Annotated in this window: 14 protein-coding genes and 1 other annotated feature; of the genes, 10 read left to right on the top strand and 4 right to left on the bottom strand. The window is 37.9% G+C overall.

Features of this window, described 5'->3' with window-relative positions:
- Window positions 1-124: 124 nt before the first annotated feature.
- Complete coding sequence (gene nusG / locus IGJ63_RS10540; protein ID WP_002384070.1) at window positions 125-670, top strand: transcription termination/antitermination protein NusG; 546 nt, start codon at window positions 125-127, stop codon at window positions 668-670.
- Window positions 671-780: 110 nt separating this feature from the next.
- Window positions 781-1,668: an alpha/beta hydrolase gene (locus tag IGJ63_RS10535; RefSeq protein ID WP_016626150.1), complete on the top strand. Its 888-nt coding sequence runs from the start codon at window positions 781-783 to the stop codon at window positions 1,666-1,668.
- A gap of 92 nt (window positions 1,669-1,760) precedes the next feature.
- Here the strand turns inward: IGJ63_RS10535 and IGJ63_RS10530 are convergent, their stop codons facing one another.
- Window positions 1,761-2,483, bottom strand: a complete 723-nt coding sequence (locus tag IGJ63_RS10530) for a MurR/RpiR family transcriptional regulator (protein WP_438746448.1) — start codon at window positions 2,481-2,483, stop codon at window positions 1,761-1,763.
- 77 nt (window positions 2,484-2,560) lie between these two features.
- Between IGJ63_RS10530 and IGJ63_RS10525 the strand changes: the two genes are divergently transcribed.
- Genes IGJ63_RS10525 through IGJ63_RS10515 form a run of 3 tightly spaced genes read left to right on the top strand, consistent with a single transcriptional unit; the run spans window position 2,561 to window position 6,148 of the window.
- The gene (locus IGJ63_RS10525; protein ID WP_002387190.1) at window positions 2,561-4,189 is read left to right on the top strand and encodes a peptide ABC transporter substrate-binding protein; all 1,629 of its coding nucleotides are present in this window, start codon (window positions 2,561-2,563) and stop codon (window positions 4,187-4,189) included.
- Window positions 4,190-4,202: 13 nt separating this feature from the next.
- The gene (locus IGJ63_RS10520; protein WP_002397881.1) at window positions 4,203-5,306 is read left to right on the top strand and encodes a M42 family metallopeptidase; all 1,104 of its coding nucleotides are present in this window, start codon (window positions 4,203-4,205) and stop codon (window positions 5,304-5,306) included.
- A complete protein-coding gene (locus IGJ63_RS10515) occupies window positions 5,303-6,148 on the top strand; it encodes a M55 family metallopeptidase (RefSeq protein ID WP_002362310.1) in 846 nt (281 codons plus the stop codon). Before IGJ63_RS10520 ends, IGJ63_RS10515 begins: the two co-directional genes overlap by 4 nt.
- Before the next feature lie 64 nt (window positions 6,149-6,212).
- Here the strand turns inward: IGJ63_RS10515 and sdaAA are convergent, their stop codons facing one another.
- Complete coding sequence (sdaAA, locus tag IGJ63_RS10510; protein WP_002362308.1) at window positions 6,213-7,085, bottom strand: L-serine ammonia-lyase, iron-sulfur-dependent, subunit alpha; 873 nt, start codon at window positions 7,083-7,085, stop codon at window positions 6,213-6,215.
- Window positions 7,086-7,107: 22 nt separating this feature from the next.
- Window positions 7,108-7,776, bottom strand: coding sequence for an L-serine ammonia-lyase, iron-sulfur-dependent subunit beta (gene sdaAB, locus IGJ63_RS10505; RefSeq protein ID WP_010706830.1), 669 nt, complete (start codon window positions 7,774-7,776; stop codon window positions 7,108-7,110).
- A 375-nt stretch (window positions 7,777-8,151) separates the two neighbouring features.
- On the opposite strand from sdaAB, the gene lsa(A) reads away from it, so the two are divergent.
- The 5 genes from lsa(A) (at window position 8,152) to rplL (ending at window position 12,248) form a co-directional block, all read left to right on the top strand.
- Window positions 8,152-9,648 carry an ABC-F type ribosomal protection protein Lsa(A) gene (gene lsa(A), locus IGJ63_RS10500; protein ID WP_002387187.1) on the top strand — a complete coding sequence of 499 codons (1,497 nt, stop codon included), beginning with the start codon at window positions 8,152-8,154 and terminating at the stop codon, window positions 9,646-9,648.
- A 122-nt stretch (window positions 9,649-9,770) separates the two neighbouring features.
- A complete protein-coding gene (rplK, locus tag IGJ63_RS10495) occupies window positions 9,771-10,193 on the top strand; it encodes a 50S ribosomal protein L11 (protein ID WP_002356424.1) in 423 nt (140 codons plus the stop codon).
- Between the two features lie 111 nt (window positions 10,194-10,304).
- Window positions 10,305-10,994: a 50S ribosomal protein L1 gene (gene rplA, locus IGJ63_RS10490; RefSeq protein WP_002356425.1), complete on the top strand. Its 690-nt coding sequence runs from the start codon at window positions 10,305-10,307 to the stop codon at window positions 10,992-10,994.
- A 62-nt stretch (window positions 10,995-11,056) separates the two neighbouring features.
- Window positions 11,057-11,186: a sequence feature (ribosomal protein L10 leader region), on the top strand.
- A 130-nt stretch (window positions 11,187-11,316) separates the two neighbouring features.
- Window positions 11,317-11,817, top strand: coding sequence for a 50S ribosomal protein L10 (gene rplJ / locus IGJ63_RS10485; RefSeq protein ID WP_002356426.1), 501 nt, complete (start codon window positions 11,317-11,319; stop codon window positions 11,815-11,817).
- Between the two features lie 62 nt (window positions 11,818-11,879).
- On the top strand, window positions 11,880-12,248 hold the full coding sequence (rplL, locus tag IGJ63_RS10480; protein ID WP_002356427.1) for a 50S ribosomal protein L7/L12: 369 nt from the start codon (window positions 11,880-11,882) through the stop codon (window positions 12,246-12,248).
- Between the two features lie 250 nt (window positions 12,249-12,498).
- Here rplL and IGJ63_RS10475 read toward each other — a convergent pair whose 3' ends face one another.
- On the bottom strand, window positions 12,499-13,371 hold the full coding sequence (locus IGJ63_RS10475; RefSeq protein WP_002379759.1) for an LPXTG cell wall anchor domain-containing protein: 873 nt from the start codon (window positions 13,369-13,371) through the stop codon (window positions 12,499-12,501).
- Window positions 13,372-13,618: the final 247 nt, after the last annotated feature.

Raw genomic sequence — 13,618 nt, 5'->3', positions numbered from 1 at the left:
TTAATTCTAGTATTTCCCGACGAGGGGTGCTATAATAGTATTCGAGAAAAAGCTTCGGGAAACTGAGCTTTTTTTATTTGCTCGAAAAAAATAAACTAAAACATTTAAAGGAGCCGAATCAGTAATGGAAACTTTTGAAAGAAATTGGTACGTATTGCACACCTATTCAGGCTATGAAAATAAAGTAAAAGCAAACATTGAATCACGTGCACAAAGCATGGGGATGGGCGATTATATTTTTCGTGTCGTTGTACCAGAAGAAACAGAAAAAGAAGTCAAAAATGGTAAAGAAAAAGAAATCGTTCATAAAACTTTCCCTGGTTATGTGTTAGTGGAAATGATTATGACCGATGATTCTTGGTATATTGTTCGTAACACGCCAGGCGTAACTGGTTTTGTAGGCTCACATGGTGCTGGTAGTAAACCCGCTCCTTTATTACAAGAAGAAATTAACCACATTTTACGTTCAATTGGCATGAGCACCCGTCAATCAGACTTAGAAGTAGCGCTAGGCGATACAGTGAAAATTATCGAAGGTGCCTTTTCTGGTCTTGAAGGTGTTGTGACAGAAATCGATGAAGAAAAACAAAAATTAAAAGTAAACATCGATATGTTTGGTCGTGAAACAAGTACAGAATTAGACTTTGAACAAGTCGATAACATTGATTAATAAACAAGCTGACAAACTATTGTTCAGCTGATTGATACAGATTGTAGGGTCTGGAAAAGCAGTCAACTGACTTCTTTTCCAAGCCCTTTTTTAGTTCATCGCAGAAAGGAATGAAAAAAATGAAACATGCCCAAAAATATCGTTATTTTTCTTTGCTAATGGGTCTTGTTCTATTATTAAGTGCTTGCCAAATTGGGGCAACTACGAAGGATGACAACCAAGCCGCCACAAAAGAAGCAACTGTTGAGTTAAACCGCACAACAACACCAACGCTTTTTTTTCATGGTTACGCAGGAACTAAAAATTCGTTTGGCTCGTTACTGCATCGCTTGGAGAAACAAGGTGCCACAACTCAAGAATTAGTGCTACTCGTTAAACCTGATGGGACCGTGGTTAAAGAGCGAGGAGCTTTAAGTGGCAAAGCGACGAATCCCAGTGTTCAAGTTCTATTTGAAGATAATAAAAACAATGAATGGAATCAAACAGAATGGATAAAAAACACATTACTCTATTTACAAAAAAATTATCAAGTGAACAAAGCCAATATTGTCGGGCACTCTATGGGTGGTGTTAGTGGTTTACGTTATTTAGGAACCTATGGGCAAGATACATCGTTACCTAAAATTGAAAAATTCGTCAGCATTGGAGCACCTTTCAATGATTTTATTGATACGAGTCAACAGCAAACCATCGAAACGGAACTAGAAAACGGCCCCACAGAAAAAAGTAGCCGCTATTTGGATTATCAAGAGATGATTAATGTTGTTCCAGAAAAACTGCCCATTTTATTAATTGGTGGTCAATTAAGTCCAACAGATTTAAGTGATGGAACGGTGCCGTTATCTAGTGCCTTAGCAGTCAACGCCTTGCTAAGACAGCGAGGAACTCAAGTCACTAGCCAGATTATTAAAGGAGAAAATGCACAACATAGTCAATTACATGAAAATCCTGAAGTAGATCAATTGCTAATCGAATTTCTATGGCCGAGTAAAAAATAGCAAAAAGGCACATGTTCCATAAAAAATGGAACATGTGCCTTTTTCTATACTTTGGCTAGCGAAATAGCTTTTTTCAGCTATAATAAATAAAATTATTTATTTTTATGAGATATTGGAATGGAATCCTCATGATTTAAATAAGCACAAATCAAGGCTTCAAAGGTGATTAATGTTTGGCCAAAAAACATTTGTGGCTGAGCGACACTTGTTGAAAACGGGCTGTAAGAGTCAGTTGAAAAAACGAGATCTGCCAGTCGACCAAGAGTTGAATTTTTGGCGCCAACAAAAGAAATGATAGGATGTTTTTTCTCTTTCGCAAGCAGAGCTGTTTCTTTTAAGTATTTTTCTTCACCAGAATGTGAAAGGATGATAAAAAGAAAATTCTGATTATTTTGACTATTTATCGGATGAGTATAGGCTGTTGTGATGCTGGGGATGCCATGAAAATTGAAAACTTCACTAATGTAAGCCGCCAAATGTCGTGAAAAGTCATGACCTAAAATAACAAATAAATGACTCTTGTGTTTGGCAAGCAGTCGACAAAACTCGTTGGTTGTTTCAAATGAAGGTGCTGTTTCAAAAGGGATTGGCTGAGAAAAATGGGCTTCTTTTAATTTGTAAATAAGTTCATTATAACCTGATAAATTTAATTTTTTGGCTAAACGAATGATGGAACTAGGCGAAGAAAAGCAGTGTTTTGCAACTTCCCGAATACTCAAATCGGCCGCATTCGTACTTTGTTGATCCAAATAATACAAAATCTGACTTTCTGTTTTCGTTAAATGATACGTTTCTTTTAAGTAATCTAAGTTCATGAGCAAACCTCCTTTATCAGATTATAAATAATTTTGTGGGAAAAAGGTATCAAAAAATAAAAAAATGAGGTGTTTTTATGAAAAGGGCAACAAAGCAAAGGCTGTCTTTGGCAGCAATCATGGTTCTACTTCTCTCGGGCTGTGGAAGTGTTGGGAAAGAAACCAAAAAGCAAGAACAACAGGTATTACGGGTCGGGATTGATTCGGAATTATCAACGGCAGACGTGTCGTTGGCAATGGATAATACCGCAGCAGATGTAATGAGCCAAGTAGGGGAGGGACTTTTCTCCTTTGACGAAAAAGGAGAAGCGAAACCAGCATTGGCAACTGAAAAAGTACAGCCCTCCAATGATGGTTTAAGCTATACTTTTACGATTCGAAAAGATGCAAAATGGAGTAACGGCGAGCCAATCACAGCAAATGATTTTGAATACTCTTGGAAGCGCACAGTGGACCCAAAAACAGCTTCCCCGCAAGCGTATTACTTTGAAGGGTTAAAAAATTATCGTGCTATTGTTGACGGTAGCAAATCTAAAGAAGAGTTAGGGGTAACAGCCATTGATGACCATACCTTGGAAGTAGAGCTAAGCTATCCTATGAGTTATTTTCAACAATTATTGGCGGTACCAGCTTTTTATCCTTTAAATGAAGCATTTGTCGAAAAAACGGGCAAAAACTATGGTACATCAGCTGAGTCAACACTTTACAATGGCGCCTTCACATTAGAAGGTTGGGATGGCACGAATAATACTTGGTCCTATGTGAAGAATAAAAATTATTGGGATCAAGCGAATGTTTCGCTAGATAAGGTGGATGTCCAAGTAGTTAAAGAAGTCAATACTGGGAAAAATCTTTTCGAAGGGAAAGAATTAGATGTTGTAAAAATTTCTGGAGAAATTGTTGCACAAGAACAAGGCAATGCAGCTTTGAAAATTCGTGAAATTCCTGGAACGTATTATATCCAATTAAATACGCAAAAAGATCTTTTGGCAAATAAGAATGCACGTCGAGCAATAGCATTATCATTGAATTCTGAGCGTTTAGCTAAAAATGTTTTAAATGATGGCTCAAAAAAAGCACTTGGCTTCGTGCCAACAGGTTTCACTAATCAAGAAACGCAAAAAGATTTTGCAGAGGAATTAGGAGATTTAAATCCTAGTGAACCAGAAAAAGCGAAAGAGTTATGGCAAACGGCTAAAAAAGAATTAGGAATTGAAAAAGCGGAGCTAACGATTTTAAGTTCGGATACAGAAAATGCTAAAAAAATCAGTGAGTATGTTCAAGGAGCTTTAGCAGATAATTTAGAAAATTTAACAGTCAATGTTTCACCAGTTCCTTTTAATAATCGTTTAGAAAAAAGTCGCAGCGGAGATTTCGACATTGTGGTTGGTGGCTGGACGCCAGTATATGCTGATCCAATCGATTTCTTAAACTTACTGCAATCAAAAAATTCCAATAATTTTGGTAAATGGTCTAATAAGACCTTTGATCAGTTGCTTCAAGAAGCAAACGTAACTTATGCAAATAAATATGAAGAACGTTGGAAAACATTACAAAAAGCGGATCAATTGGTTGCGGAAGAAGCCCCCCTAGTTCCTCTTTATCAATTAACAGAAGCACGCTTAGTGGCCGATTCTGTCCAAAATTTAGTCTATGGTCCATTAGGTTCAGGCTATTACAAATCAGTCTCTATCGGCGACAAGTAAAGGTTGGGAAAAAATGAAAAAAAGTCAAGCTGTTCAATTAATTCAGGAACTTTCAAATGCTAATGGTGTTTCAGGCTTTGAAACAGAAGTCGTTAGAATCCTTCAACACGCAACTGCGGATTTTACTATTCAACGGCTAGATTCCATTAAAAATTTATATCTTGAGAAGAAAAATAATCTAAGTGAAGGTCCAGTAGTGCTTTTTGATGCTCATAGTGACGAAGTGGGTTTTATGATTCAAGCAATTAAAGAAAACGGCTTGTTGCGTTTTCTTCCGTTAGGTGGCTGGGTCCCTAATACGATTTCTGCACAAAAAGTTCGGATTCGTAACCGGGAAGGTACCTATCTGCCAGGCGTAGTTACTAGTCGGCCCCCTCATTTTATGACACCAGAGGAACGTCAGCGACCGTTAACCATTGCTGATTTGACGATCGACATTGGTGCTACCTCAAAAGAAGAAGTAATTGAAACTTACAAAATCGATCTTGGTGCACCGGTCATTCCAGATGTGACGTGCTGTTACAACGAACAGACAGATCTTTTTTTAGGAAAAGCTTTTGATTGTCGCATTGGCTGTGCTTGCTTAGTGGATGTCATGGAGGAGTTGAAAGAAGAGACGCTTCCATTCAAGTTAGTTGCGACAGTAACTGCACAAGAAGAAGTTGGCGAAAGAGGAGCACTTATTGCCGCAAAACAAGTCAATCCTGATTTAGCTATTGTTTTCGAAGGCTGCCCGGCTGATGATACGGCAGAAACGCCAGAGATGATTCAATCAGCAATGGGAAAAGGACCGATGTTACGTTATTTTGATGTTTCTATGATTACGAATCCGGAATTTCAAGAGTATGCACTAGAGATTGCTAAAATACACAAAATTCCTGTTCAAGTTTCTGTTCGAAGTGGTGGTGGAACCAATGGCATGGCGATTACACAAGTTCAAGGAGCCCCGACGATTGTTGTAGGAATTCCTGTCCGTTACGCTCACACACCCCATTGCTATGTAGATTTTCAAGATTACCAAGCGGCGAAAGAATTAGTCATTCAATTAATCAAAAATTTAGATGCTGACAAAATTCAAGCACTGGTTCAGCCATTGTCAAAGGAGTGGAACAAATGAAGATTTATGTATCATGCGATATTGAAGGATTAGCAGGTATTGCGACATTTGATATGGAAAAAGAAGACACCGTTTTATTCCGAGAATTATATCACCAACATGTGGCTTGGTTAATTGAAGGGATTCAAAAGAGTGCCAAAAATGAACAAATTACAGAAATTACTATTGCCGATTCGCATAGCCGTGGATTGAATTTAGCTTATGCGCGCTTGGCAGAAATGGATGAACGAATTTCCTTAGTGAGCGGCTTTCCTCGCATGGATTATATGATGAGTGGCTTGGATAGTAGCTATGATGTGGTCTTTTTCTTAGGTTATCATGCCGGTATTGGTAAACAAAAAGGGAATATGGATCATGGGTATAGCGCTAGTGTTGCTTATGATTTAAAAATAAACGACTTAGCGATGAATGAAACGACAATTAATGCAGCTTACGCTAGCGAATTAGGTGTCCCTGTTGGTTTAATTATCGGTGAATCAGGCTTAGAGGAACAACTTTTTCAAGAAAAAATGATGTCCAAAGTTCCCTTTGTTTCCACCAAAGAATCTCTGGGACGTTATGCAATCAAAAATAGACCCATGCAACAAGTTCGGGAAGCTATCGTAGCGACTACAAGTCAAGTGTTAACTTCCTTTGCGTTGTCTGAATTACCCCGATATGCCTTGCAAACACCTGCAACTGTAAAATTGCAATGCGTGACGACAGCACAAGCAGATCGTATTGAAATGTTACCAATGATTAAACGCATTGATGGTAGAACCGTTTCATTTGTGGGTGAAACGATGAAAGATGTCATGAATGGAATTGTCGCTGTGGTTGGTTTAGGCGGAACAAGTTATTAAAGAAGAAGCTTACGGAAAAAACGAATGGACGTTTTTTTCTGTAAGCTTCTTGCTATAGTTATTTCTATTTTTGTTTCTCTAGAATTTCTTTGCTTAAACGTTGTGCAGTTGGTGTCACCGCAAGACCGCCTTCAGCGGTTTCCTTGAAAATTTGTGGCATTTGGCGTCCCACTTGGTACATTGCGTGGATGACTTCATCTGGCGGAATGACACTTCGAATCCCCGCTAAAGCCATGTCAGCTGAGATGAAGGCTTGAGAAGAACCTAATGCGTTTCGCTTCACGCAAGGGACTTCAACAAGTCCCGCAACAGGATCACAAATGAGGCCCATCATATTTTTTATCGTAATGGCCACAGCTTGAGCAGATTGATCAGGCGTACCGCCAGAAGCCGCAACTAAAGCGGCACTTGCCATTGCACTAGCAGAACCGACTTCAGCTTGACAACCACCTTCGGCACCACTGATTGAGGCATTATTGGCAATCACTAAGCCAAAAGCCCCAGCTGTAAATAGAAAATCCAATTGTTGTTGATGCGTTAACTTTAAGCGATCAATAACTGCCAACAAGACGCCAGAAACTACTCCGGCACTGCCTGCGGTTGGTGTAGCACAAATCAAGCCCATTTTTGCATTAACCTCATTAACAGCAATCGCATTTCGCACGGCTTGTAAAATGGTCTCACCGCTTAAAAAGTTGCCTGAATGTATGTAATCATTTAAGCGGGTTGCATCGCCACCAGTTAGCCCTGTTACTGAGGTAACACCAGCGATTCCTTCAGCGACGGATTGTTTCATAACGGCTAGATTTTTTTCCATTGTTTCAATAATTCGTTCACGAGAATACCCGCCATGAGCCATTTCTGTTGCAATCATTAATTCGCTCACAGAAGGGTAATCTTTCGCTTGAGCTACCAAATCTTCAATTGAATAAAACATCGTATTACTCCTTTACGTTCATTTAGTCAAAATAGTTAACGCTATATATATGAGGGATTTCAGCTAATTGCATGACAATGTCACCGACTTCGGCTTGATCAACTTCAATAATCATAATCGCTTTTTCCCCTTTAGATTCTCGGGTAACGGTCATTGTACTAATATTGATATCGCTAGCTGAAAGGATGTTGGTCACCTTAGCAATCATGCCAGGAACATCTTGATGAACAACGATAAATGTTGGCGTGCCCATACTTAAAGACAATTTGAAGCCATTTAATTCAGAAATTTGAATGTTTCCACCACCAATTGAAATTCCTGTCACAGATAGTTTTCGGTCGCCAGAAGAAACCACAATTTTAACGGAATTAGGGTGGTCTGCTTTTTCACTTTTAGGAATAAAACAAACTTCCATTCCTTGTTCATAGGCAATTTCCAAAGAATTGGATAGTTGCTCATCATCTGGTTCCATGCCTAAAAGGCCGCCAACTAAGGCGATATCTGTTCCGTGACCACGATAAGTTTTGGCAAAAGACTCATATAAATAAATGTCAACGCTATCAGGTTGCTGTCCAAAAATACTGCGAACCACTTTTCCAATTCTTGCCGCTCCAGCTGTATGAGAACTGCTTGGACCAATCATAACAGGTCCGATAATATCAAAAACACTATTAAAGCGTAACTCTTCCATTTCAGCACCTTCTTCATTAGAATATGTTTTCATTGGAAGTCTAACACAAAAAATGGCGGGGAACTAGGCAATCGCTTGTGTTTTAGCGAATAATTTAAATTTTTATCAGAATGAAAGCAAGGGGCCTTCGTTGACAAATCAGTGAAGAGATGCTAAATTCTAGATAATAAAAGACGAAAAGAGGGATTCGTGCGTTGAAAATTTAAGTTAATTTTTTAGAGAAACTGTATAACTTTGCCTGAATATAACGGGTGGAGTGTGCGGATTTTCGGAAATTAGCTTAAAGAATTCAACCACGGGTCTTTTTGTATACCTTGGATTGATGCCGCTGATTTCCGTAAAGCTGCATCAATTTTGCTTTATGGAGGTATATTTATGTCGAAAATTGAACTAAAACAACTATCTTTTGCCTATGATAATCAAGAAGCGTTGCTTTTTGATCAGGCAAATATCACGATGGATACCAATTGGAAATTAGGATTGATTGGCCGCAATGGCCGTGGGAAAACAACCTTATTAAGATTGTTACAAAAGCAGTTGGATTACCAAGGAGAGATTCTTCATCAAGTCGATTTCGTCTATTTTCCACAAACAGTTGCAGAAGAACAACAGCTCACTTATTATGTCTTACAAGAGGTGACTTCTTTTGAACAGTGGAAATTAGAACGAGAATTAACGCTTTTAAACGTTGATCCTGAAGTTTTATGGCGTCCCTTTTCTTCTTTATCAGGCGGCGAAAAGACGAAAGTTTTATTAGGTCTTCTTTTTATTGAAGAAAATGCCTTTCCTTTAATTGACGAGCCAACAAATCACTTAGATCTAGCTGGCAGACAACAAGTGGCTGAATATTTGAAGAAAAAGAAACACGGGTTTATTTTAGTCAGCCACGATCGGGCATTTGTTGATGAAGTGGTTGATCATATTTTGGCGATTGAAAAAAGTCAATTGACGCTGTATCAAGGGAATTTTTCTATTTATGAAGAGCAAAAAAAATTAAGAGATGCTTTTGAACTAGCAGAAAATGAAAAAATCAAAAAAGAAGTCAATCGCTTGAAAGAAACCGCTCGTAAAAAAGCGGAATGGTCGATGAACCGTGAAGGTGATAAGTACGGCAACGCTAAGGAAAAAGGGAGCGGGGCGATTTTTGATACAGGAGCCATTGGTGCCCGGGCAGCGCGCGTAATGAAGCGCTCGAAACATATTCAACAACGCGCCGAAACACAATTAGCAGAAAAAGAAAAACTATTAAAAGATCTTGAGTATATTGATTCTTTGTCAATGGATTATCAGCCAACGCATCACAAAACATTATTGACGGTGGAAGAGCTTCGTCTAGGCTACGAGAAAAATTGGCTGTTTGCGCCAATTTCTTTTTCAATAAACGCGGGAGAAATTGTCGGAATAACAGGAAAAAATGGCTCAGGAAAATCGAGCTTGATTCAGTATTTATTGGATAATTTTTCTGGGGATTCAGAAGGCGAAGCCACTTTGGCTCACCAATTAACCATTTCTTATGTGCGCCAAGATTATGAAGACAATCAAGGAACTTTATCCGAATTTGCAGAGAAAAATCAGTTAGATTACACCCAATTTTTAAATAACTTACGAAAACTTGGGATGGAGCGTGCCGTTTTCACTAATCGAATTGAACAAATGAGTATGGGGCAACGGAAAAAAGTCGAAGTAGCCAAATCATTGTCTCAATCAGCAGAGCTTTATATTTGGGATGAACCCCTTAATTACTTGGATGTGTTTAATCATCAACAATTAGAAGCGCTAATCTTATCTGTGAAGCCTGCAATGCTAGTGATTGAGCATGATGCGCATTTCATGAAGAAAATAACGGATAAAAAAATTGTCTTGAAATCATAAAAACATCTTGAAAAAGTAAAGGGAATCCTGTATAGTAATAGGGTATGTTTTAAATGTACGTTGAGTGGGAGGGGAAATCTCAACCCCATTAACCACGCACGAGAACTTAAGGAGGTATTTTCGTGGCTAAAAAAGTAGAAAAAATCGTTAAATTACAAATTCCTGCGGGGAAAGCAACACCAGCTCCACCAGTAGGTCCAGCGTTAGGTCAAGCAGGTATCAACATCATGGGATTCACTAAAGAATTCAATGCTCGTACAGCTGACCAAGCAGGCTTAATTATTCCAGTAGTAATCTCTGTATATGAAGATCGTTCATTTACATTCATTACTAAAACACCACCTGCTGCAGTCTTATTGAAAAAAGCTGCAAAAATCGAAAAAGGTTCAGGTGAACCAAACAAAACTAAAGTTGCAACAGTTTCAAGCGATCAAGTGAAAGAAATCGCTGAACTTAAAATGGCAGACCTAAACGCCGCTGACGTTGAAGCAGCAATGCGCATGGTTGCAGGAACTGCACGAAGCATGGGTATCATCGTAGAATAATTTTTATTCCACACTTACTCAAAGAAGTAGCTTCTCAGTTCGTTTCATATTTAAAGATATGAAAGACGTGGGAGGTACAACCGTTATAACCACAATCAAGGAGGAAACAAAATGGCTAAAAAGAGCAAAAAAATGCAAGAAGCATTGAAAAAAGTTGATGCTACAAAAGCTTACTCAGTTGAAGAAGCAGTAGCTTTAGCAAAAGATACAAACATCGCGAAATTTGACGCAACAGTTGAAGTTGCTTACAAATTGAACGTTGACCCTAAAAAAGCAGACCAACAAATCCGTGGAGCAGTTGTGCTTCCAAACGGAACTGGTAAAACACAAACTGTTTTAGTATTCGCTAAAGGCGAAAAAGCTAAAGAAGCTGAAGCTGCTGGTGCAGATTTCGTAGGCGACGACGACATGGTTGCAAAAATCCAAGGTGGATGGTTCGACTTTGACGTAGTTGTTGCGACTCCTGACATGATGGCTACAGTTGGTAAATTAGGCCGTGTCTTAGGACCAAAAGGTTTAATGCCAAACCCTAAAACGGGTACTGTAACAATGGACGTTACAAAAGCTGTTGAAGAAGTTAAAGCTGGTAAAGTAACTTACCGCGTTGACAAAGCTGGTAACATCCACGTACCAATCGGTAAAGTTTCATTTGATAACGAAAAATTGGTTGAAAACTTCAACACAATTAACGACGTATTATTGAAAGCTAAACCATCAACTGCTAAAGGTCAATACATCAAAAACATTTCAGTAACAACAACATTTGGACCTGGAATCCACGTTGACCAAGCTTCTTTCTAATTTGAAAGAAAATAATTAAAAAATTCTTGACTCACTCACTTACCCTATGGTAAAGTGAGTGAGGTTAATAATTAACTGTACCGAAGACAGTAGGTGACGCAAGTCTTAATTTCCTACCGAGGACAATTGTTGAGTTATATACAATTCGGTCCCTCTATGTCTACGGTGGCATGGAGTTTTGTTGTTTTACACGACTTTTTGAAAAAAAGCCGATGTAAAACAATACTTGGCGAACGAAGTGAGCGAAGTTTCATTTGATTCTTCTACTTTACATAACGTAAACCAAGTCCAACTCCACCATCAAAATCAGGAGGTGAAATAAATGAGTGAAGCAGCAATCGCTAAAAAAGAAACCCTAGTTCAAGCAGCCGCTGAGAAATTTGAATCAGCAGCATCAGTTGTAATCGTGGACTACCGTGGTTTAACAGTTGAAGAAGTCACTAACTTACGTAAACAATTACGTGATGCAGGCGTAGAAATGAAAGTCATCAAAAACTCAATCCTTTCTCGTGCAGCTAAAAAAGTTGGTTTAGACGGCTTAGACGAAGTCTTTACAGGCCCAACTGCTGTCGCATTCAGCAACGACGATGTAGTAGCACCAGCTAAAATCATCGACGAATTTGCTAAAGATGCAAAAGCATTAGAAATCAAAGGTGGCGTCATCGAAGGAAAAGTTTCTTCAGTGGAACAAATTACTGCGTTGGCAAAACTACCAAACCGCGAAGGTTTACTATCTATGCTATTATCTGTATTACAAGCGCCAGTCCGCAACGTGGCTTACGCTGTCAAAGCAGTGGCAGAGAAAAACGAAGAAGTTGCTTAATTGCAGTCTAATTCAAACCAATAAAAAACAAACAATTTTAATTTAAATGGAGGAAATTCAAAATGGCATTAAACATTGAAAACATCGTTGCTGAGTTAGAAACAGCAACTATCTTAGAACTAAGCGAATTAGTTAAAGCTATCGAAGAAAAATTTGACGTATCAGCAGCAGCTCCTGTAGCAGTAGCTGGACCAGCAGCAGGTGGAGCAGCAGAAGAACAAACTGAATTCACTGTTGAATTAACAGCAGCTGGCGATCAAAAAGTTAAAGTTATCAAAGCAGTTCGTGAAGCAACTGGCTTAGGCTTGAAAGAAGCTAAAGCTGTAGTTGATGGCGCTCCTGCACCAGTTAAAGAAGCTGTTTCTAAAGAAGAAGCAGAAGCTTTAAAAGCTGCTTTAGAAGAAGTTGGCGCTTCAGTAACAGTAAAATAATTCATTCAACTTTTGAATGTTCGAGAACCCTTGTGTTGCAAGGGTTCTTTTTTATTAAGCTTTTAAATGGTGGTAAAGTTAGTGAATTGATTGTCAAAATAATCTTTTCGTTTAATAAAGATAAGCATTCCTAGCTAAAGAGAAAATCCAGAGGATCTTAACCTCTGGATTTGATAATTTTCTATAAATTCTCGTTACCAATATTATTTGATAAAAAGCAAATTATTTAAATAGTGACTGAATAGTAGGTCTATTTCTTTTTATTTTTTATAATGAATATACTAACTAAAGATAGTAAGATGATTCCAATGATAGTAAATAAAACTGATTTTTTTTCGCCAGTACTGGGAAATATCCCCTTTTTGTGCTCGGTTGAACTTGATGTAGTAGCTTTCTTCGAACTGCTCGTAGTTGTTTGTAATGTAGATTCTGTATTAGTAGTATCCGAAGAAACACTTTCAGCACTTTGATTAATTGACGTATAATCGTTTGCTTTTATTTTATCTGCCATTGCTGCTAAACCATAATCACCACGGACATCAGATGGGTAATTTTGGTTAGCGTAGTCTACCTTGACTTGATTAATTAAATCGACGAGTGTTTGATCGCTTAAATTATTTACAACATCACTATTTAAATCATATACATAAATTAACGAAAGTCGAATTTGAGGTAAATAATTTTTTAAGTCATCAATCGTTAATGTTGAGTAATCTGTAGAGTAGGAGTCCTCCGGGATAGGTTTCTCACCATATAATTTAGTAATCATTCTCGCTGTTCCACTGATGTCTTGGTTTACAAAATGAAACGAAACTTTTTTTGCGTAGTCCAGTTCGTCATCAGATAAACGATTTATCAAGGTTTCTGTTAAACCATACATACCTACGTAATTAAGAAGTGTTTGACGAAGCGATGGAAGTTCCTCGCTTTCAGCTGTAAGTGCTGTTGAATCAGTTGAAGCATTAATTGTTGTTGCTGAAGTTTCTTGAGTTAAAGAAGTAACTGTTGACTTTTCCACAGAAGCTTCATTAGCCGAATCTTCTGCCCATACATTAGAAACTGATAGTGTGGTAATCGAAACAAAACAAAAGAGTCCTAAAAACATTTTTTTCATTTTAATCATTCCTTTCGTTACCTATTGTAACATTTTTGAAATATTTTTGTAACAATTAAATATTAAGAAAAGCTTAAGAATATATACTAGGTGATAAAAAATATAAATTTTAAACTATTAATCTATCAAAAATACGATCCGTAGAGACTATTACATTAGTGTCAAAATATTTCAAAGGTGTTGGTTAAAGAAGTACTGTATTTGCTTAATGGTAGTTTCGAGTAAATTAGTCATTATATAAAAGATTGACAAGTAT

Source organism: Enterococcus sp. DIV1375a (genome assembly GCF_051712205.1).
Lineage (GTDB): Bacteria > Bacillota > Bacilli > Lactobacillales > Enterococcaceae > Enterococcus > Enterococcus faecalis.
Note: the sequence above shows the minus strand (reverse complement) of the source record. Positions and strands in the feature narration are given on the sequence as shown.